The 20538-nt window shown below is 72.9% G+C and carries 12 protein-coding genes; 1 reads left to right on the forward strand and 11 read right to left on the reverse strand.

Annotated elements, in window-relative coordinates:
* Window positions 1–9 precede the first annotated feature (9 nt).
* From ACFW01_RS02590 to ACFW01_RS02615, 6 genes are all read right to left on the reverse strand, one after another.
* The gene (locus ACFW01_RS02590) at window positions 10–4089 is read right to left on the reverse strand and encodes an amino acid adenylation domain-containing protein (RefSeq protein ID WP_384502213.1); all 4080 of its coding nucleotides are present in this window, start codon (window positions 4087–4089) and stop codon (window positions 10–12) included.
* A gap of 132 nt (window positions 4090–4221) precedes the next feature.
* Window positions 4222–4905 carry an NAD(P)H-dependent oxidoreductase gene (locus tag ACFW01_RS02595; protein ID WP_234954453.1) on the reverse strand — a complete coding sequence of 228 codons (684 nt, stop codon included), beginning with the start codon at window positions 4903–4905 and terminating at the stop codon, window positions 4222–4224.
* Between the two features lie 124 nt (window positions 4906–5029).
* Window positions 5030–5701 carry a uracil phosphoribosyltransferase gene (upp, locus tag ACFW01_RS02600; RefSeq protein ID WP_234954451.1) on the reverse strand — a complete coding sequence of 224 codons (672 nt, stop codon included), beginning with the start codon at window positions 5699–5701 and terminating at the stop codon, window positions 5030–5032.
* The gene (locus tag ACFW01_RS02605; protein WP_234954449.1) at window positions 5701–6402 is read right to left on the reverse strand and encodes a phosphoribosylanthranilate isomerase; all 702 of its coding nucleotides are present in this window, start codon (window positions 6400–6402) and stop codon (window positions 5701–5703) included. Before ACFW01_RS02605 ends, upp begins: the two co-directional genes overlap by 1 nt.
* 82 nt (window positions 6403–6484) lie before the next feature.
* Entirely contained in the window at window positions 6485–7177 is a 693-nt protein-coding gene (locus ACFW01_RS02610) for a type 1 glutamine amidotransferase domain-containing protein (RefSeq protein WP_234954447.1), read from the reverse strand.
* Between the two features lie 128 nt (window positions 7178–7305).
* On the reverse strand, window positions 7306–8085 hold the full coding sequence (locus ACFW01_RS02615) for an alpha/beta fold hydrolase (RefSeq protein WP_234954446.1): 780 nt from the start codon (window positions 8083–8085) through the stop codon (window positions 7306–7308).
* 448 nt (window positions 8086–8533) lie between these two features.
* Between ACFW01_RS02615 and ACFW01_RS02620 the strand changes: the two genes are divergently transcribed.
* Window positions 8534–9394, forward strand: coding sequence for a helix-turn-helix transcriptional regulator (locus ACFW01_RS02620; RefSeq protein WP_234954444.1), 861 nt, complete (start codon window positions 8534–8536; stop codon window positions 9392–9394).
* Between the two features lie 1355 nt (window positions 9395–10749).
* Here the strand turns inward: ACFW01_RS02620 and ACFW01_RS02625 are convergent.
* The 5 genes from ACFW01_RS02625 to ACFW01_RS02645 all read right to left on the reverse strand — a co-directional run bounded on the left by ACFW01_RS02625 (window position 10750) and on the right by ACFW01_RS02645 (window position 20246).
* Window positions 10750–11382 (reverse strand): ANTAR domain-containing protein, encoded by a 633-nt coding sequence (locus ACFW01_RS02625; protein WP_234954442.1) that lies wholly within the window; start codon window positions 11380–11382, stop codon window positions 10750–10752.
* Window positions 11383–11558: 176 nt separating this feature from the next.
* Complete coding sequence (locus tag ACFW01_RS02630; protein ID WP_384502214.1) at window positions 11559–12995, reverse strand: GAF domain-containing sensor histidine kinase; 1437 nt, start codon at window positions 12993–12995, stop codon at window positions 11559–11561.
* Between the two features lie 43 nt (window positions 12996–13038).
* Entirely contained in the window at window positions 13039–14088 is a 1050-nt protein-coding gene (locus ACFW01_RS02635; RefSeq protein WP_234954438.1) for a rod shape-determining protein, read from the reverse strand.
* 153 nt (window positions 14089–14241) lie between these two features.
* Window positions 14242–19221 carry an SAV_2336 N-terminal domain-related protein gene (locus ACFW01_RS02640; protein ID WP_384502215.1) on the reverse strand — a complete coding sequence of 1660 codons (4980 nt, stop codon included), beginning with the start codon at window positions 19219–19221 and terminating at the stop codon, window positions 14242–14244.
* Window positions 19221–20246, reverse strand: coding sequence for a MoxR family ATPase (locus ACFW01_RS02645; RefSeq protein ID WP_234954434.1), 1026 nt, complete (start codon window positions 20244–20246; stop codon window positions 19221–19223). Before ACFW01_RS02645 ends, ACFW01_RS02640 begins: the two co-directional genes overlap by 1 nt.
* Window positions 20247–20538: the final 292 nt, after the last annotated feature.

Consider the following 20538-nt stretch of genomic DNA (forward strand, 5'->3'; position numbering starts at 1 on the left):
GCCGGCTCCTCAGTTGGTGTCGGGGCCGTAGTTCGGGACCTTGCCGAGGATGTGTCTGCGGTTGACGATCTCCGGTATGTAGACCTCCTCGTTCCACAGCTCCCTGTCGATCGACTCGACCGCGATCGACACCACCCCCTCGTCGCAGCCGAAGGCGTCGGTGACCGCCTTGGTCACCGCCGACACCAGCTCGGACTGCTGCTCGTCGCTGAGTGCGACCGGGAAGTGCTTGATGTTGACGTGCGGCACGACGGTTTCCTTCCGGAGGTACAGGCGTCGGCGGATGGCCGTCGCGAGTTCGTTGATGTCCGGTGCCCTGAGCAGGGAGTAGTGGTCGGCCTCCAGCTCGACGACGGTCGGTGGGGCGGAGGAGTAGCCGCTGCTGCCGTCGAGGAAGGAGTACTCGTCCCCCCGCGCCTTGAAGATGGTGATGGGCGCCGAGATCCGTCGCTCGCGCAGTTCGCGGAAGGTGTAGCTGAACTCGAAGGTCGTCGAGACGACCCGGACGATCCGGCGCACCAGGTCGACGTCGAGGTTCGGGAGGTTGTCGCTGACGAAGCCGGCGAACGTCTCGTCGTCCTTGACCGAGGCGAGGCACTTCTCCAGCAGCGGACCGCTGGTCGTGCCCGTGAAGACCGACAGCAGGATCGCGACGTAGGCCCTGTTCGCGTAGGTGGCGACGCGCTCCTCGCGGGTCGTGCCGTCCGTGCGGACCTTGGGCGCGCCGGGGGCGATCAGGAAGACGTGGTCGACGGTGTGGCCCGCCGCCTCCAGCTGGTACGCCGCCTCGAAGGCGACCCGGGCTCCGAAGGAGTAGCCCCACAGCGTGTACGGGCCCTCGGGCTGGACCTCCCTGATGGCTGCGACGTCCTCGGTCGCCATCTCCCTGATCGTCCCGTACGGCGTCTCGCCCGGGTTGATCCCGTGCGCCTGCACCCCGAAGAACGGCCGGTCCGTGCCCAGCCGCTCACCCAGGAGCCGCAGGTTCATGGGGTAGCCGCCCAGACCGGGCCAGCAGTGGACGGGGCGTCCGGTGCCCCTCTGCTGCAAGGGCACGAGACGCGAGGTGCCGCTCGTGGACCCGCCGGCGAGCCGGCGGGCCAGCCCCTCCACGGTCGGCGAGGTGAAGATGACCTCCAGCGGCAGGTCGGCCCCGAAGGTCCGGTTGATCCGGTTGATCAGGGCGACGGCGAGCAGCGAGTTGCCACCGCAGGCGAAGAAGTCGTCCTGCACGGAGACGCTCTCCCGCTTCATCGCCTGCTTCCACAGGGCGGCCACCCGGCGTTCGGTCTCGTCCCGCGGAGCCACGAAGGGGCGGTCGGCCGTGCCCACGTCCACCTTGTCGGAGGCGGCGAGGGCCTTGAGGTCGATCTTGCCGTTGGTGGTGGTCGGCAGTGCGTCGAGGACGACGACCTTGTTCGGGATCATGTAGTCCGGCAGGTAGTTGACGAGGTCGTCGCGGATCAGCTCCGCGGGCCCCCGCATGTGGACCACGTCCTCCCGCATGCCCTCGTGCCGCCGCTGCTCCCGACTCACCCGGCCGCCGACGAAGAAGTACGAGGCGCCGCCGGGCCGGCCGAGCGCGCGCAGGATGCCGTCCATCCGCCGGGCGGACGGCAGGTCGTCGCCGCCCTGCGAGCTGTAACCCGCGGACATGAACCCGATGTCGAGGTCGTTCATCGACAGGCGCTGCAGCGTACGGCCGAGGTCGATGTAGCGCCGCCACTGCTGCGGGCTGCGGCTGATCACCGAGACACCGAAGCCTGCCCGGTCGTAGACCGCCTGGTTGATCGCGATGACGTGCTTGCGCAGGATCAGGTCGGGGGAGACGAGGCGCATCCGGCCACCCTCGTGGACGTACTGCCCGGCCGGCCGGTCCGACCCCCTGCCGGGGTGGATCTGCACGTACAGGTCGATGTCCTCGTCCGTGCGGGGGCCCCGGTAGGGCACCCAGTCGAAGGCGCCGAGGTAGTGGTCCTCGTCGGCGACCCGCAGGCCGGCCTTGGCCTCCGGGACGAACGGGGCGGCCTCGATGTCGAGCCCGTACTGCGGCAGGACCTCTTCGAGGAGTCCGACCATGTGCCCGGCCTCGATCTCCAGGACCTCCCGGATGTTCTTCTTGTAGACCGGCTCGATGGCACCGCGCCGGCCCAGGAAATGCGCCCGGATCCGGGGGCCCGCGGTCGCGCCCCGCGTCTCGGGGACCTCGGAGACCCTCACCAGCCGGTGGGTGATCGGGTGGTGGTAGTGGATGCCCGCAGGGATCCCCCGGAAGCCGGTGATCTCCAGGTACAGCTGGGTGGCGTAGAGGGAACCGGGTGAGGCGTAGGCGTACTTGGGGAGCAGCCGCTCCGGACTCAGGTGCTGCCCGAGGTTGCGCAGGATCGCGCCGAGACCCTCGGTGTCCAGCTCCGCGAGCTCCCGTCCGGGTACGGCGGCGGGACGGCGGGCCAGCAGCTTCAGCAGGTCGGCCTCCACCACCGGGGCGTCGCCCTCGTAGAAGCGGTAGGTCTTGCGGGCGAAGGCGAGGCCGCGCTGGGCCGGCGTGGGCGTCCGGCCGGGCAGGTCGACGACGGGGAGGCCGGTGAGCTCGGCCGCGGGCCGGATGCCCGGGTTCGACAGCTGGGCCTTGACCTGGAGCTTGCTCTCCTTGGACTGGTGGTGCGCGCCGTGGCTCCCCTGGTCCATCAGGGCGGCTTCCTTCGGGTCGAGTTCGACGCAGGCGATCAGGTTCTGGAAGCCCGTCCTCGGGTCGTCCTTGACGAGCACGGCCGCGTGCCGGATCCAGTCGTGGGTCTCGATGGCGAGCCTGATCTCGTCGAGCTCGACGCGGAACCCGCGCAGCTTGACCTGGTTGTCGGCGCGGCCGGTGAACTGGACGGTGCCGTCGGCGTTCCAGTAGGCCAGGTCGCCGGTCCGGAAGAGCCGCCCGGGACCGAACGGGTTGTCGGTGAAGCGCTGCTCGGTCAGGTCGGGCCGGTGCAGGTAGCCGCGCGCCACCTGGACGCCGCCGATGCACAGCTCGCCGATCTCGCCCACCGACAGTTCGGTGAGGCCGGGGCCGAGGATGTGGTACTCGGTGGAGTCGACCGGGGCGCCTATGGAGATCGAGTTGGGGCCGTCGCCGACGCCGTCCTTGGCCACGGTGAAGGACGACGAGTTGATCGTGCACTCGGTCGGCCCGTAGAGGTTGATCAGCCGGCACCCGGGGAGGGTCTCCAGGAAGGCGCGGGCCAAGGGCTTGGACAGGGCCTCGCCGCCGGTGAAGACCTGCTCCAGCGAGAGGCATGACGCGAACTCTTGCGTGTCCAGCAGCGCTTGGAGCAGGGTCGGTACGCACTGGAGCGTGGTCACGCCGTGGGTCCTGACCGCGTGCACCAGCCGTTCGGCGTCCCGGTGGATGCCGGGGCCGCCGATCACGACGACGGAACCGAGGGCCGGGGCGAGGACCTCCCACTGGGCGGCGTCGAAGCTGATCGGCGTCTTCTGCAGGACGACCCGGGTGCGGTCGATGCCGTGGGCGGTCCGTAACCAGGACATCTGGCTGGCGATGCTCCGGTGCTCGATCATGACGCCCTTGGGACGGCCGGTGCTGCCCGAGGTGTAGATGACGTAGGCCAGCGAGTCGGGGGCGATGCCGGCATCCGCGCCGGGGGCCTCCTTGCGGGCGTCCTCGATCCGGACGATCACGGTGTCCGCCGGAGCCAGCGCGGCCAGGCGCTCGACGAGGTGGCCCTGGGCGACGATCACCTTCGCACCCGAGTGCTCGATCATGTAGCGCAGGCGCTCTTCGGGGTACTCCGGGGCCAGCGGCAGGTAGGCGCCGCCCGCGAACAGGATGCCCCACACCCCGATCATCAGGTCGGACGAGGGCTCGATGAACAGCCCCACGCACTGGTCGGCGGTCACGCCGAGGTCCCGCAGGTGTCCGGCCAGTCCTCTGCTCCGGCCCACCAGCGCGCCGAAGGTCACGCGTTCGTCACCGCTGATCACCGCCGTTTCGTCCGGGCGTTCCGCGGCTGTACGCAGGAGTAGTTCGGGCAACGACAGGCGGGTGGCCGGGGTCCGGTCAGACGCGTCGGTGGTCATGTGAGTCCCCCTGGGTGTGCGTGTGTGCCGTGTGGTGGGCGGGCCGGCGGTGCTTGCCCGCCCGTGTCGGGGCTCGGCCGATGTGGGGACCGGCCGAGTGTCAGGTGGCCGTGCCGGGACGCGGGACGGTGGTCACCGGTCCACGTCGGCGGTCCGCCCCCTTCGCAGGGCGTCGGCGACCTCGACCATGCGGCGTGTCTGGTAGGCGATGGCGGCGAGGTTGTCCTCGGTGACGTTCTCCGCCAGCCGGCCCGGTACCGCCTGCCGACCGGAGACGGAGCTGACGCCGTAGGGGTTGCCGTTGCTGGGCGCGGCCATGATGGCGTCGGTGCTGCCGGGCGGCACGATGATCCCGCCCCAGTGGTAGAAGACGGTGTTCAGCGACAGGATGGTCGCCTCCTGCCCGCCGTGCGGGGCGCCCGTCGAGGTGAACGACGACATGACCTTGCCCGACAGGCCCCCGCGCGCGTTGAGCGGCCAGGCGAGGTCGATGAAGTGCTTGAGCGGCGCGGGGATCATGCCGAACCGGCCGGGGCCGCCGAGCAGGATCGCGTCGGCCCACTCGAGGTCGTCCGCGGTGGCGGTGGGGATGTCCGCGACGGCCTCGGCGTTCTCGCGCCACGCCGCGGTCCACTCGGTGAACTCCGGGGCCAGGGAGGCCTCGACGTACTCGCGGACCCGGCGCAGCCGGACCTCGGCGCCGGACTTCGCCGCGGCCTCCTCGGCCGCCACGGCGAGCTTGTGGACGTTGCCGGTGCCCGAGTAGTAGACGATCGAGACCTTCGTCGTCGACGAAGCTGTGTCGGCGGTGGACACGGGTGAGAGCTCCTTAGTGCGGTGGTCGAGGGGCGAAGAGGCACAGGGCCGGAGGGCCTCAGGCCGAGAGGGAGGGGCGGGACCCGGGGGGTGCGGAGCCCCGCCCGCTCCGGTGGGGAGTGGCTCAAGCCTTGGTGTCGGTCCCGAAGTAGCGGTCGCCGAAGTCGCCGATGCCGGGAAGCATGAACGCGTGCTCGTTGAGGCGCTCCTCGACGGAGGAGGTCACGATCCGCACCTCGGGGTGACGGTCGTGGACGGCCTTGATCCCTTCGGGGGCGGAGAGCAGGTTCACGAAGACGATGTGCTCCTCGGGCACGCCGTGGTCGAGCAGCACGCCGATCGCGGCCAGCGCGGTGCCGCCGGTGGCGAGCATGGGGTCGAGGAGCAGCACGTGGCCCCGGTCGATGCCGGCGGGCAGCGCCGCGTAGTGCAGGTGCGGGAGTTTGGTGACCTTGTCCCGCTGGATCAGGATCTTGCCCAGGCGGGTCTCCGGCGCCATCACGCGCAGCTCGGACTCCATGCTGTCGCCGGCCCGGGCGACGGAGACGCCGAAGACCTGGGAGGCCAGGGAGAGGCCGGGGTAGGTCCGGCCGACCGGCGTGCGGACGTCGCGGGGCTCGTAGGGGAGCAGGTCCAGCGCGGCGTCGAGGAGCCCGCGGATGATCCGGTTGGCGGTGGGGACGAACTCCTCCCGCCTGGCCTCGTGGTCCCGGACGATCGAGTGCAGGGCGCGCAGCCGGTTGGTCTGGGGCAGGACGTGGGTCACGCCGCGGAGCGGCTCGGTTCGCGTGGTCATCAGGACCGGCTCCGTCCGTTCTCCGCGGAGACCCGGTCGAAGGCGGCGCGGGCCTCCTTGACGAACGTGCGCACCTTCTGGCGGTCCTTGCGCCGGGTGGCGGGGTCCTCCAGGCCGGTGTGCGCGTCCACGGCGGCGGGGCGGACGGCCTCGATGGCCGCCGCCACGTTCTCCGGGGTGAGGCCGCCGGCCAGCATCAGGGGCTTGGGGGAGATCCGGACGAGTTCGGCGCTGACGGCCCAGTCGTGGGTCAGCCCGGTCGCCCCCTTGGCTCCGGTGGCCGGGTTGAAGCTGTCGGTGATGAACATGTCGACCCACTCGGCGGAGGTCGCGACGACCTCGCGGAGCTCGTCGATGTTGTCCGTCTTCACCACGAGGCTCTTGAGGACGTACAGGTCCGGGGCCAGGGTGCGCAGCCGGCGCAGTTCGGCGGGGGTCACGTCGCCGTGGAGCTGGATCGCGCCGACGCCCATCTCGGCGCAGAAGCCCGCGATCTCGTCGGCATCGGTCAGGTAGGTGATGATGACGCCCTTGTTGTCGGGCTGGATCGCCTTGACGATGGCGGCGGCCTCGGCCTCGGACAGGTCCTCGTTCTTGGCGGGAAGGCGCAGGGCGAAACCGAGCCAGTCGGCGCCCTCCTCGATGATGAGGTCGGCCTCGGACTGGTCGATGATTCCCGCGACCTGGATCAAGCCGTACATGTCTGCCTCCTCGGGCCGCGGCGGTGCGGCCGGTCTGCAAAGGGGATTGAGCCGGTGACGGCGGCGGTGGAACCGGGGCGTCTCAGCGGTCGCCGGCGGCCCGGTCGAGCTCGGCGAGGACGAGCCGCGCCACGGGGGCGGCGGAGGCGGGGTTCTGCCCCGTGACGACCCGGCCGTCGCTTGCGGTGTGGGCCTCGTACATGGGTGCCTTGCTGTGCAGCGCCCCGGTCTCCTTCAGCCGGTCCTCGAGGAGGAAGGGCATGACCTCGGTGAGACCCAGCGAGTTCTCCTCCTCGTTGCTGAAGGAGGCGACGCGCTTGCCGCGTACGAGGGGGGTGCCGTCCGGCAGGCGCAGGTTGACGAGGGCGGCCGGGCCGTGGCAGACGGCGGAGACGACCCCGCCGCCGCCGTGGATGGCCATGGCGATGCGGGCCAGGTCCGGGGAGTCGGGAAAGTCCCACATGGCGCCGTGGCCGCCGACGTAGAAGATCGCGGAGTACTCGGAGGGGTCCACGTCGGCCGCCCGGCGGGTCGCCGCGAGCTTGCCCTTGACGGTCTCGTCGGCCAGGAAGCCGATGATCTCCGGGTCGTTCTCCTCGCCGTCGAAGACGACGGCCGGAGGCTCGCCGCCGCGCACGGAGACGAAGTCGACCTCGTGGTCGGCGCCGATGAAGACGTTGTAGGGGTGGGCCGCTTCGGAGACGCTGTAGCCCGTCCGGTTGCCGGTGTCCCCCAAGGTCTCGTGGCTGCTGACGGCAAGCAGGATCTTGGCCATGGTTCCTCCTGGAATCGCTGCGGAGTGTGCTCCGCGGGTGGTCGGGCGTCGCCACGCGACCGCCGGGTCCGGCGGGGCCGCGCCCGGGATGGTGGGTGAACGGCGGGTTCGCTCGTGCTCGGAGGGCCTCAGAGCTTGTGGATGAAGTCCTGGACCAGCTTCACGAACTCGACCGGCTTCTCGAAGATCACCATGTGGCCGCTGTCGATCTCGGTGTAGGAGGAGCCGGGAATGGCGGCGGCCAGCTCACGGGAGTGCTCGGCGGGCACCGCGGCGTCGGGGTACGGGGCCAGGACGTGGGTCTCGGCCCGGACCTTCCCGACCAGGTCGCGGATGTCCACCTGGACGAGCAGTTCGAGCTGGCGGATGCGGCCTTCGGAAGGGCTCAGCTCGGAGCCGAGGTTCTCGACGTCGCTCAGGCTGGGCTGGCTGCGGATGAAGCGCGGGCTGAAGGCCGTGGAGCTGAGCACCCGGCCGAAGGCCTTCGCGTCGTGCTTCTGGCTCAGGGTCAGACCGATCAGGTTCTCGATGTAGAGGTCCGACTTGACCAGGCCGCCGACCGGGACCAGGCGACGCACCAGCTCGGGGTGGAGCGCGGCGGTGGCGGCGACGACGGCTCCTCCGAGCGAGAAGCCCACCAGGTCCACGGGGCCGAGGCCGGCGTGCTCGATCACGGCGGCGACCTCGCCGGCCAGCTGCTCGACGGTCAGCGGCGTGCCGTCGTCCTCGGCGGTCTCGCTGCCGGACAGCTCGGGAAGGATGACGGTGTTGCGGCGGGCGAACTCCTCGACGAGGTGACCGAAGGTGACCTGACCGCCCTTGCCCACGCCGTGCACCAGCATCAGGGCCGGGCCTTCGCCGGTCACGGTGTAGTGGACACGCGAGTTACCAACGGAAATCGTGGGCATGACAGATCGCCTCCTGTGACGAAATGGTGAAGGAATGCGTGAAAGTGCGAATGCGGGAATTCGAGGAACTGGAATGGGGGAGGGCATGCGAATTTCGCCGGCTCCGCCGGGTTCGAGTGGACTCGGACCGCCGTGTTCCACCGGATGTGGACGCACGGGAACTCGGCGACGCGGGTCGTCCCCCGAGTCCGCACCTCCCCCTCGATGGCCGAGGCGCAGGTGTAGTCCCAGGTGACGACCGGTCCCCGATCACCTGAAGGAGAATCTATCTACTTCCAGTGATTCAGTCAAGTGTCCCTGGATCGCTCGGAGGTGGTGCGGGTGACGCTCTCGAGGGCGGGCGTGACTCCCGCGATGATTACGAGCTCACGTCGATATCCCGTACGCCGAGGTCCGCCCCTGGTGGGGGCGCTAGAATCCACGGAACCCTTACTTGTGGAGCATGCTCATGCCTGACCGTGTGTTCGATGGCGGTAAGTTGCGTGACCGCCGTGTCATCAAACGCCTGTCGCAGGCCACTCTCGCCCAGGGGCTTCACGTGAAGGTGAACGCGGTCTATCGCTGGGAGAACGGCTTGGCGGCCCCCCCGCCGGAGCGGTTGTCGGCGATCGCCGTATTCCTGGATGCCGACCTGAATGAACTCTTTCCGCGCACCGGATCACCGAATCTCGCCGATCTGCGGTGCGACGCCGGCATGACCCAGGCGGACACGGCCCACTACACCAACACCTCGTCCCCCATGCCGGTGCGAGCCGCCGAACAGGGCAAGCGGCCGCTGTCCGACCGGGCGGTGACCGCGCTGGCCGCCGCCTACAACGTGACCCCCGCCGAACTGCTCGCCGCGCAGCGGCGTTCCTTCGGGCTGCCCGAAGAGCCGGCGGGGGAGCCATCGGCCGCCGGTGTCCGTGTGGCCCGCAAGTTGGAGTCGCTGCGCACCGAGGTCTACGGAGGGGAGGCGCCCTCGGACGCGCACCTCGCGTCCGAGGGGAACCGGAAGAGCGGCTCGACGGTGCTCACCGAGGCGATGGTCCGGGCACTGCGGGCCGGCGAGGCCGCCGAGCCGGAGGACGAGGCCCTTGACGCCCTGGCGCTCGCCTTCGACGTGCCGCCGGTCTACTTCCGCCAGGACGACCCGGAGGTCGACGCCCTGATCCTGTCGACCCGTGCCGTGCGCAACAGGTTCACCGTGATGGTCGCGCGCGGCGCGGACCGGGACATGTCCAAGGAATCCTGGGACCATCTCCGCGACTTCATCGGCGAGACGATGCGAGAGATACTGACCGATGACGAGAGCGGGCGCTCGGCGTAGTCGGTTCGGCTGCCGGCGTCAGGGCCGGGCGGCGGGGCTCCGCCGGAGTGCGGGACGTCGCGGCGTGGTCTGCCCCCGCCGACGGCCCGGTGCGTGCTCCTCTGGCTGATGAGTCGAGCCGCATGGTCGGCGCGCAGTTCGATGAGCGCGTCGTGGTCCGGGGGCCGGTTGGCCGAGGGTCCGCGGTCCGGCGTCACCTCGAGTGCCCGCAGGAGGTCGGGCGATCCGACCGTGCCGGTGTTGTCCCCGGCCCAGAGATGCACCAACTGGTGCACCTTCAGGGCGAGTTCGTCGGGCGGCGAGTAGCTCCTGGGGTAGAGGATCAGGTCGACCGGACGGGTGTCGTGCTTGATGAGGAGGCCGCACATGCCGTCGAGTCCCCTCAGGTGGTCCGGGATCGGCTTCATGACGATCTGCCGGCCGCTGACCTCCGCGATGTTCCCGACCAGCTGGTCGAGGTTGAAGGGGTCCGGGAGGGGCATGGAGGCGATTAGGCGCTCACTTTCCCGTGTGGCCTGAACGTGCAGTCGGTCGGTGCGTAAACGGCGGTAGAACCTTGAGATTATTCCTGCTGTGGGACTGCTGCGACGGGAGATCCAATTCATTCCGCGGATCCCATCCCCGTGGGCTGCCGCCGACCGGCGTTCCCTTTACCCGATTTCCGGCACCGGGTTTGTGCGCGGCCTACCCTGGGCATTGTGCGTTTCCCCCTCTGGTGCGGCTGCTCGCGGCGTCGTCCGGCACGCGAGTGTTGCTCACTGGGCAGTCGACATGCTCGGAACCCCAGGTGTCGCACGTCTCGGCGACGTGGACCTTGGTTCCGGGTGAACGGTGCGTGTGGATTGCCTGCCTGCTCAAGGTGGGCAGGTCCGTGCCCCAGCTCACCCCTGTGAACGCGGACGTGCGAGGGCGCGGCGGGATGACTGAGATGTCTGAGTCGCTGCGGCTCACCGTCGAGTCCCAGGGCTGCGGACTGCGGAGATCGCTTTTGCGGTCAGGGCGGGTCCGGGAGTTCCCGTAATGCCCGCCCATCGGGCGCGAGGTGTTCAGGCCGGCATGGCGAGCAAGTAGTGGTGAAGACCTTGGTGGCGACCCCGTCTGTACATACCTTCTACTGCTCCCCCGTGAGCGATTCGGCCGACCTCGGTTGAGCGCACCGAGACCCGCATGCCGCAGCTACGATAAGTGTTCGATACTCGCCGTGGTAAGAACTCTTCGGATTTGGCCGAAACTGGGCAACTATCGACGGTGGGATTCGACGTCGGCCCGATGAGGGGGTATCGAACTCGGCCATATCGAGAGGCCGCCTGCTGATGCCGGGGACGCTGCCGGAGTGCGAGCGTGTCGGCGCCCTGTCAGCGGCCGAGCCGGGTCAGGGCCGTGCGCAGGGCCGCGCGTACCTCCGGGGGTGGCGGCGGGCCGTCGTTCTCGGTGCCCGCCGTCACCGCGGCGGCGACGTCGCGCAGCTTGGTGTTGGAGAGCTGGGAGGCCTCCCGCAGAATGTCCCAGGCCTCGTCCGACGTACAGGCGTGCAGGGCCATCAGTACGCCCCGCGCCTGGTCGATGACCGGACGGGAGGCGATCGCCCGGCGCAGCTGGTCGACCTCCTCCTCCAGGACGTGCAGCCGCTCGGCGGCGGTGAGGGTGCGCAGGGGGTCGGTGGTGTCCAGACCGGCCAGCTCCAGGACCCGCAGCGGCTGGCCCCGCCAGTTCGCCGTCGTCGCCGGCACCGCCTCCCGGTGGCTGTAGCCGCCCAGCAGGTCGAGGAAGCGCAGCCCGTCCGGGTCCATGAACTCCACGTCGCTCATGTCCAGGTCGAGCCGGGAGACACCGGCCGGCAGCGCGGCCAGGGACTCGGCCAGGATGTCCGTGCACCCGTGGACCAGTCGGCCGCGGACGACGAGCAGCGCCCGCCCGGCGGTCACCCTGCCGTCGATGACCAGGAAGGCCGGCTGCCCCGCCAGACGCGTTGGTGCCGTTGAGGTCATGTCACCGCCTTGTCCGTCCGTGTCGGTCCCCGACAGTCCTGGCGGACGCTCGCGACGTCGCTCAGTCCCCTTCGCCGTGGCGCCTGCCCGCCGTACGGCCGACTACACCCAATGCCGGGGAATGAGCGGCCGAAGAGAGGGTAAAGGCAGTGCCGGCGCGCCCCGGGGCCACGCGGTCACAGCGGTGACCACCAGGTCACCGTCGTGCCGTCCGCCGGTCGCCCGGCACCCTCCTCGCGCTCGCCGTCGTCGAAGACCGTCAGCCGTACGCCGTCCCGTCCCCCGTCCGCCGCCGCGCCGGTCGCGTCCACGGTGACCTCGACCCGGGAGACGGCCGCGCGGGCCGTCGCGTCGGTCAGTGCGCGGCGCAGGGCGGTGAGCAGGTCTCCGGCCACCCGCTCGGGTACGCGGGTGTCGACGGCGCCCCTGAAGTGGGTGGACGGGGCGAAGCCGAGCCGGGCGGCGGCGGACGCGGTCTCGCGCAGGACCCGGCCGCGCAGCCCCGTCGGCGGCTCGGCCGGCGGCTGCTGGAGCGCGAAGATCGCCGTGCGGACCTCCTGGACCGTGGACCGCAGCTCGTCCGCCGCCCGCGCGAGGATGTCCCCGACGTCCTCCGCGCCACCCCGGCGCTGCGTCGACTCCAGCATCATCCCGGTGGCGAACAGCCGCTGCACCACCAGGTCGTGCAGGTCCCGCGCGATCCGGTCGCGGTCCTCGAAGACCGCCAGCCGCTCCCGCCCGCGCCGTGCGTCGGCCAGCACCAGGGCGAGCGCGGCCTGCGAGGCGAACTGGATGGCGAGCCGCCGCTCCAGGTCCGTGTACTGGCGTGCGCCGCGCCGGCGGGGCAGGGCGAGGGTGCCGATCAGCCGGCCGTTCGCCTGCAGCGGCAGCATCATGCTCGGCCCGAACCGGTGCCGTACGCGCGTCGTCATCCGCGGATCGGTCGCCGAGTCGGTGAGGAAGACCGGTTCGCCACCGAGCAGTTGCTCCAGGACGGGGCTGCCCGGTGCGATGGTGGCGCCGACGATGCCGCCCGGGTCGTCCGGCGTCGACGCGGTCACGATCTCCATGCCGCCCTCGGCGGTCGGGTGGAGGATGACGCCCGCGGAGGCGTCGGCGAGCAGCCGGGCCCGCTCGGCGACCGTCGTCAGCGCGTCGTCGGCGCCCTCCTCGGTGAGCAGCGCGGTGGTGACGGCCGCCGCGCCCTCGATCCAGCGCTCGCGCTGCCGCGCCGTCTCGTACAGCCGGGCGTTGCCGATCGAGATGCCGGCCTGTGTCGCCAGCACCCGCACCAGCTGCTCGTCCTCGGCCGTGAAGGGTCCGGCGCCCGGCCGGCCGGCCAGCCGCAGCTCGCCGAACTCCTCGTCGCGCACGTGGACCGGCACCCGCAGCCGGGGCGCGGTCGCCGCCACGGGTTCCGGGCCCGGGGTGCGGATCTCGGCCAGACCGTCCCGGCCGGGGTCGAGCATCACCAGGGCCGCGCGGTCGGCGCCGGTCAGTTCGGCGGCGCCGTCCACGAGGTGCTGGAGGGTGCTGCGCAGGTCGAGATCGGTGCCGACCTCCAGGACGGCTTCGAGGAGGCGGGTCAGCCGGGGCGCGGGCCGCGCGGTCATACCGTCCGGGTCCCTCGGTGTGCTCGGCTCCCTCGGCGGCGGGTCAGTCGGACGCGGCCGGCTGGAGCGAGATCGGCTCCACCCGGCCCTCCAGCATGCTGCCGAGCCCCTGGACCGCGCACACGTCGGGCCGCTCCGCGATGTGCACCGGCATGCCCGTGGCCTGACGCAGCATCTGGTCGAAGCCGGGCAGCAGCGCGCTGCCGCCGACCATCATGATCCCCCGGTCGGCGAGGTCCGCGACCAGGTCCGGCGGGCAGTCCCGCAGCACCCGTCCGATCCCGTCGAGCACCGCCGTCAGCGGCGTCTGGATGGCGTTGCGCACCGCCGCGGTGTCGACCTGCACCGAGCGCGCGAGGCCGGTCGCCACGTCCCGGCCGTGGATCTCGGTGGACGCCGGCCCCTGCGGGGTCAGCCCGTTGCCGGACAGGGTCAGTTGCAGCGGGCGTACCGACTGGCTGGGCAGCACCAGCTCGTGCTGGTGGCGCAGGAGCTGCACGATCGCGTGGTCCACGGCCTCGCCGCCGACCGGGATGCGGGCGGCGGTCACGATCGAGCCGAGGGAGAGCACCGCGACCTGGGTGGCGTGCGCCCCGCACACCATGATCATGGTCGCCTCGGGCTGCTCCACGGGCAGACCGCACCCGACGGCCGCGGCGATCAGCGTGTCGACCAGCTCCACGCGGCGCGCGCCGAGTCCCACCAGTGTCTCGATCGCCGCCCGCTGCGCCAGCGGATCCGCGTCGTGCGGGGTGCAGGCGGCCGCGCGCAGCCGGGGCTTGCGGCGCAGGGCGCGGCGGATCTTGTCGCCGAGCAGGTGCCGCAGCATGCGCTGGGCCATCTCGATGTCGACGACCGTGCCGCCGGACACGGGCCGCACGACCCGGATGTAGCCGGGGGTGCGGCCGGTCATCTTCTCCGCGAACTCGCCGACCGCGATGAGCGCGCCGGTGCGGGTGTTGACCGCGGCGGCGGAGGGCTGGTCGACGACGAGCCCGGCACCCTTCACGTACACGCGGGTCCGTGCCGCGCCCAGGTCGACGGCGAAGTGGCAGCGGCGCAGCTGCTCCAGACTGGCGGTACTGGCGGTCATGGCGGATCCTCCCGAGAGCGCGACCGTGCGGCAGCCCGGTGGGCGGCCTTGCTGGCATCGTGCGCGGGGGCGGGGGCGTGCGCCCTTTGGAGGGGGCCGGGCGGGGGGCCGCCGAACGGGCGGTCTCCGGCGGGAGCCGAACGCCGCAGCCGGTCAGCCGTTCTCGGCCGCCGTGAGCAGCGGACGCAGGTCCGGTACGAGGAGCGCGTCCTCGTCCGCCTCTCTCATCTCCCACCGGACCCGTTCGCCGCCGCAGTGTCCGATGAACGGCAGGCCGAGCGCACGGGCGGCGGACTGCTCGGCGACGGACGAACCGATCATCACGCACGTGCCGGCGGTCGCGTCGAGCCGCTCCAGGGCCCGCAGGAGGACGTCCGGGTCGGGCATCAGACGGGTGAGGTCGGCGCCCCTGCCGTGCACGTCCCCGGCCAGGGCGTCCAGCAGGCCACGCCGCCGCAGGTAGGCGGTGACCGGGGCGGGGTCCCGGTCGGTGACCACGGCGGTCCGTACCCGCCGGGCGTCCAGCGCCTGGACCAGCCGGTCGGCCAGGGGCACCGGCCGTGCGGTGCGGGCCGCCCGCGCCTCGTGCCGGTCGAGGCGGAGCCGTACGTCGGGGGCGAGCCGGTGCCCGGCCAGGGCCCGGACGAAGTCGAGCGTCCCGGCGTATCCGTCCGACGAGACCCGGGGCAGCGGTACGCCGGCCAGCGCGTCCTCGGGGTGGCGCTCCTCGACGAAGAGCCGGGCGATGTCCAGCAGCACCTCCCGCTCGGCGGCCGGCCGGTACAGCCGGGCCAGCACGTCGTCGAAGCCGAGGAGGACGCAGTCCGCGCCCGCGATCAGGTCCCCGGGCGAGCGTGGCGCCCTGCCGCGCGGGGTGCCGGTGCGGCCGGCCGGCCGGAAGGTCCAGATGAGCCGGTAGCCGGGCACCTCGGCACTCGAGAGGTCGAACTCGCCGCCCTCCCGGAGCGCGGTGAGGAACTGCCCGATCAGCTCGGCGACCACCTCGCGCAGGTCGGTGGCCCGGTTGCGCACCGCCTCGACCGGGTCCTCGACCTGCCACTTCGCGTCCACGGTGGGCACGCCCGTGCCGACGGGGTGTTGCGTCAGCTCGACCTCGAAGTACTGCCCGGCCGCTCGGCGGGCCGAAGGCGCCGACCGGTACGCGTCGGAGTCCGGGAGGGCGAGCGTGCCGTCGGGCAGCCGCAGGACGAAGGCCACGGAACCGTCGCGCGGGGGCACGGGGAGCCTGCCACCGGGCGGCATGGGGTACGGTCCGCTCACCGCCCGGCCGTCCGACGCCTCCACCCTCGGGCCCCCGGCACCCTCCACCGGGCGGTACCAGCCGGTGTCGTCGTCCAGCGGCCGGAACAGGTCCGCGGCGAGGGCGGGGCCGTCCTCCGGTGCCTCGTACACCTGGTCGTGGTAGAGGGAGTCGGAGAGGACGACGAGCGCCTGCGCGTCGGACGCGTCCAGGACCGCGCCGACCGACCCGGCGCCGGCGCGGAAGGACTGCTCCTCGGTTCCGTCCAGCCGGAACTCCACCTGCCAGAACTCGACGAGCAGCCTCTCCTGGCCGAGGTGCGCCAGCTGGTCCGACAGGCCGTCCACGGCCGCCCGCAGCAGGGGGGCGGCCTCCACCCGTGGCTGCACCAGGAGGAGCAGGCCCTCCCCGTCGTCCACGAGTTCGTACGCGGTGCCGTCGAGTCCGCTGTCCGCCAGCAGGTTCGTGACCACGGTGCGCAGCCCCGCTCGGGCCTCCTCCTCGCCCGGAGGGCCGTCGGCGAACGAGAAGCGGGCGCAGTCGCGGAAGTCGGTGTCGAAGTCGTCCCGCGCGTGTTCGTCCGCCTCGGACGGCCGGCCGGGCTCCCGGGACTCCTCGGGTTCCTCCGGTGCCTGGGGCACTTCCGGCTCTTCCGCTCTCTCCGCGGACTCCGCCGCTTCCTCCAGCCGCGGCTCCCAGGAGTCCTCCTCCGTGGGGAACGGCCCCTCCGGCAGTTCGTCCGGTGCGGACAGCGCCCGGTGCGGCCCGTCGTCCCGGTCCGACGAGGTGCCCTCGTACTCCGGCCACGGAGCGTCGTCCACCGGCTCGGCGTGCTCCTCGCGCAGTTCCCGGCCCAGCGCCGCCAGGGCCGGACTCCGCCCGCCCGACAGCTCGTACTCCTCGTACAGCTCCAGGGCCTCCGCGCCCCGGCCCTGGCGGCGCAGCGCGATCAGGCAGAGGCGGCGGAAGTCCTCCCGGTGCGGGTGGGCGCGGAGCAGGCGGGACAGTTCGGCCGAGGCCCGGTCGTAGTCGCCGAGGGCCAGGTCGAGTTCGGCGCGCTTGGTGTGCAGGGCGAGTCGGAGCCGCAGCAGCCGGGCGCGGGCGGTACGGGCGGCGGGACCGGGCACGTGCGCGAGGGACTCGTCGCCGTGCCAGAGCGACAGCGCCTCGGTGACCAGGGCGCGGGCCTCGGTGGGCGCCCCCGCCAGCCGGGCCGCGTCGGCCTGCCGCACCAGCTCGTCCAAGCGCACCAGGTCCACGTCGTCGGCGCTGGTGTGCAGGGCGAGGCCGTGGGCGGACGTCACCAGGGCACCCGGGCCGCCGAGGGCCTCCGCCAGTTGCGTCGCCAGCCCGCTCACGTCGCCCCGCGGGTTGCGCGGTTCCTCGCCCGCCTCCCACAGCCCCCACCGCAGCTCCTCGTGCGTCACCGTGCGGCCGTGCTTGAGCAGCAGCATCGCGAGCAGCGCGCGCACCCCCGGTGCGAGGGACGGGGACCCGTCCGGCAAGGTGACCCGCAGTGCGCCCAGGGCGCGGTAGCGGCGCGGCTCGTACGCCTCGCGGGCCCGGGCGAGCGACCGGGGGTCCGTGAGCAGGTCCACGCCCTGGGCCTGCGTCGCCGACGAGGCCGACATCAACTGGTCGAAGGCGTGCGCGTAGTGGATGCGCAGGGCGGCGGGCAGCCGGTCCAGGTGGCGGGAGTCGATCGGGACGGTCAGCCGTGAGGTGCCCGAAGTGAGCGGCAACAGGATGTCGCACAGGGCCCGGAGGTCCTCGGCGCGTCCGGACGGCCCCGAGGTCCTGCCCGGTTCGAAGAGGCTGAGCCGGACCGTGCCGTCCGGCAGCACGACCACCCGGGACGCCTCCAGGCCGCCGTGCGTGACGCCCGCCCGGTGCAGGGCGGTGAGGGCGCGCGCCAGCTGCGCCCCGACCGACACCACCAGGGGCGCGGGCAGCCGTCGGCCGCTCGACCGGGCCAGCGTGTGCAGGGCGACACCGTCCAGGTGCTCCATGACGACGTAGGGGACGTCGGCCTCGATGCCGGCGTCGAGAACGGCCACCAGGTTCGGGTGGGCGATCTCCGTCAGGCGGCGCGCGTCCCGCAGGAACGCGCGGCGCGAGGCGGGGTCGCGGTCCGGGTCGTGCAGCCGGACCGCCACGGTCCGGTTCGTCTCGGTGTCCTCCGCCAGCCACATCCTCCCGGTCGGCGCCAGCCGCCGGGCCGGCCGGTAGCGGGCGCCCAGCGCGGGCGGGAAGGGCGAGGGGCCCTCGGTCCGCACCGGTGGGGCCAGCTGTCTGGCGCTCTCCTGGCTGATCGCCGCGAACGTCTCCCCGCCGTCGGCCCGTTCGGTGCCGTCCCGGGAGGGGAGCAGCGCGCGGAACTCGCCCGGCGACCGCCCCGCCCGCTCGTCGATCAGGCCGCCGGTGCGCAGCAGCAGCTCGTGGGTGCGGTTGCGGGCGGTGCGGGGCAGCCCGCGCAGCAGGAGGTCGCGTACGCCGGGGCGGAAGGCGTACGAGCCGGGCGGCCCGGCGACCGTGGTGAGCATGCCGCTGAGGATGATCTCGGCCAGGTGCTGGGGCCGGGGTTCCGGCTCGACCGCGGCCTGCACCAGCCGCATCACCGGCAGATCCGGGCGCCCGAGCGCGAGGTGCCCGGCCAGCCGGAAGGCCTGGGGGGACGCGCTCGCGCGAAAGCGCAGCACCAGTTCCTCGGCGGACAGGCGCGTGACGTCGGCGCGGTCGTCGGCGTCGGCGGGCAGCGGGCGGTGCAGCACGGCGGCCGCGCCCGGGTGGCGGGTGCCGCCCGGACTCGCCATCAGCAAGGCCCAGTTCGCCAGCCACTGGGGCCCCGGTTCCAGCACGGGGAGGTGCACGGCACCGCCGGGGGGCGGGGGCGCGGTGTCGTCGTACGGGGTGAAGGCGAGCGAGGCGCTGGGCGCGGCCCGGTGCGGGGCCGACAGCCGGCCCGGGAGCGGCGGCAGCGCGGTATCCCGCCACAACTGCTCGGGGAGCGGCTGGAGAACGGCCAGCGGGGTGCGGTGCGCCCAGCGGCGCAGCGTGTCGAACCAGCGGGTGCCGGCCGGGCCCTCCCGCCACTGCGGTCCCATGCAGTCGCTGATCAGCAGGGTGACCGTACGGCCGTCGGGGGGTGCCTCGGCTCCCTCGCCGCGGACGGTGCCGTCGGCCTCCGCGCGGTGCAGGACGATCGTGCGGAAGACGCCCGACTGGGCGAGCGTGGCGTGCAGTTCGCGTACCAGCGGCTGCCAGACGGGCATCGTCGGGCCCGCGTCGTGCACCAGGTTCAGCCGCAGCCAGCGCTCGCGCACCGGGCGCAGCACCGGCAGCCAGCCGTCGGGCCCGCCGCCCAGCCGGGCGATGCGGTCGGCGGTGGCGGCCTCGTCCACCTCGTGGCCCACGGGCGCGTCGGTCCGGCGCTTCAGCGGGCGCAGGGCACGCTGCAGTGCCAGCGTGTGGCGCAGCATCGGCGGTGCGGGCGCGAGCAGGGCGCTGTGCGGTTCGGCCGTCGACGTCCCCGGCGCGGGGGCGGGGGAGGGCAGGCGCAGCGGGGTGCGGGAGGTGTCGGAGGTGTCGGGCCGCGCCTCGGGCGGAGCACCGGCGGGCTTCCGTCCCGGTCGGCTCCGCGGGCCGCGCACCGTCTCCGGCTGCGGCGCGGGAGCGGGCGGTGCGGGCTCCCCGGCCGCCGGGCCGGTCGCTCCCTCGTCCGTCGGCCCGGCGGGCGCCGGGTCCATGTGCCCGGCCAGCCAGAGCAGTTCGGCCAGCTCCAGCGGGGACGGGCGGACACCCGAGGAGACCCGGCCGAGGAGGTCGGCCAGGCGGGGCAGGGGCTCCGGTGGGCCGGGGCGGTCGGCCGGCATCAGAAGGCGTCGGGCTGCGGGGACCTGCCCAGGTAGGGCATCAGCTGCTCGGCCAGCTCGTCCAGGGAGTCGGCGCCGAGACCGGAGGAACGGGCCAGGTAGATGGCGTTGAGCAGCTGGTCCGTGGCCAGTTCGCCGCCGCCCACCCGGGACAGGAACCGGTGGATGAGCTGCTGCGCGTACCCGTCGGGCTCGCCCAGGTGGGCGCGGACGATCTCGGCGAGGTGGTCGTCGTCCGGCTGCCGCAGGCGCAGCGAGACGCAGCGGCGCAGGAACGCGGGCGGGAACTCGCGCTCGCCGTTGCTGGTGAGGACGACGAAGGGGAACGCCTTGCAGCGGACCCGGCCGCGCGCCACCGGCACCCGCCGGTCGGTGCCGTCGATCAGCACCTCGGCCCGTCCGTCCGGGGTGTCCCGCGAGGCCCGCACCAGTTCGGGGATCTCGTACTGGCCCTCCTCCAGGACGTGCAGCAGGTCGTTGGGCAGGTCGAGGTCGCTCTTGTCGATCTCGTCGATCAGCAGGGCGCGGGGGCGGGCGTAGGGGAGCAGGGCGGTGCCGAGCGGCCCCAGGCGCAGGTGGTCCTCGACACCCGTGGCCGCCGCCGGGGCGTCGGGGCCCGGCGTGGCGTGGCGCGCCGCGTACAGCCGGGAGAGCGGGTCGTACGTGTAGAGGCCGTCGTGCAGCGTGCTGCGGCTGGTGATGTTCCACCGCAGGACCGGGCCGAGCCGCAGTTCGCGGGCGACCGCGTAGGCGAGGGACGACTTGCCGGTGCCGGGCGGGCCGGTGACCAGCAGCGGGCGCCGCAGGTACAGCGCCGCGTTGACCAGTTGCACCGTCTGCTCCGTGGCCTGGTACGTCACGGCACGGTGCGCGCGGTCCGGCGAGGCGGCCGGGTCGTCGCCGGCCTCGACGGGCGCGTCGAGCACCGGCCCGCCGGCGAAGGCCCGCCAGGGCGGCGGCGGGGGCAGCTCGGCGATGCCGTCGTGGGGGGCCGGGGCACCGGTGTAGACGGGCCACAGGGGCATGGGTTCTTCTCTCCGGGCGATCGGGGTGGCGGGTGGTCGTGGGGGCGGCGGCCATACGTGCGGGTGGGGGCGCCCTGTTCGTCGGGTGTGCGGGTGGACGGCTGTGCGCCGGGTGGAGCCTGGCTGTCGGGTACGGCGGGTGGTCGGGGGGGGCGAGTGGTTCATCGGTACGGGGTGTGGTCGTGCGTACGGCGGGCTGTCATGGGGAGCGGCGGGTGGTCATGGGGCCGGCGGGTGGTCGTCGGTATGGCGGGCTGGCATCCGCGCGGGGCAACTCATCGGCGGCGTCGCA

It is taken from the genome of Streptomyces sp. NPDC058985 (assembly GCF_042740985.1).
Taxonomy (GTDB): Bacteria; Actinomycetota; Actinomycetes; order Streptomycetales; family Streptomycetaceae; genus Streptomyces.

What these genes read in the sequence shown, in the direction of transcription:
- ACFW01_RS02625 (WP_234954442.1), bottom strand. Translation starts at nt 11,382, where the DNA reads ATGACCTCAACGGCACCAACGCGTCTGGCGGGGCAGCCGGCCTTCCTG.
- ACFW01_RS02590 (WP_384502213.1), bottom strand. Translation starts at nt 4,089, where the DNA reads ATGACCACCGACGCGTCTGACCGGACCCCGGCCACCCGCCTGTCGTTG.
- ACFW01_RS02605 (WP_234954449.1), bottom strand. Translation starts at nt 6,402, where the DNA reads ATGTACGGCTTGATCCAGGTCGCGGGAATCATCGACCAGTCCGAGGCC.
- ACFW01_RS02610 (WP_234954447.1), bottom strand. Translation starts at nt 7,177, where the DNA reads ATGGCCAAGATCCTGCTTGCCGTCAGCAGCCACGAGACCTTGGGGGAC.
- ACFW01_RS02645 (WP_234954434.1), bottom strand. Translation starts at nt 20,246, where the DNA reads ATGCCCCTGTGGCCCGTCTACACCGGTGCCCCGGCCCCCCACGACGGC.
- ACFW01_RS02615 (WP_234954446.1), bottom strand. Translation starts at nt 8,085, where the DNA reads ATGCCCACGATTTCCGTTGGTAACTCGCGTGTCCACTACACCGTGACC.
- ACFW01_RS02630 (WP_384502214.1), bottom strand. Translation starts at nt 12,995, where the DNA reads ATGACCGCGCGGCCCGCGCCCCGGCTGACCCGCCTCCTCGAAGCCGTC.
- ACFW01_RS02620 (WP_234954444.1), top strand. Translation starts at nt 8,534, where the DNA reads ATGCCTGACCGTGTGTTCGATGGCGGTAAGTTGCGTGACCGCCGTGTC.
- ACFW01_RS02635 (WP_234954438.1), bottom strand. Translation starts at nt 14,088, where the DNA reads ATGACCGCCAGTACCGCCAGTCTGGAGCAGCTGCGCCGCTGCCACTTC.
- upp (WP_234954451.1), bottom strand. Translation starts at nt 5,701, where the DNA reads ATGACCACGCGAACCGAGCCGCTCCGCGGCGTGACCCACGTCCTGCCC.
- ACFW01_RS02640 (WP_384502215.1), bottom strand. Translation starts at nt 19,221, where the DNA reads ATGCCGGCCGACCGCCCCGGCCCACCGGAGCCCCTGCCCCGCCTGGCC.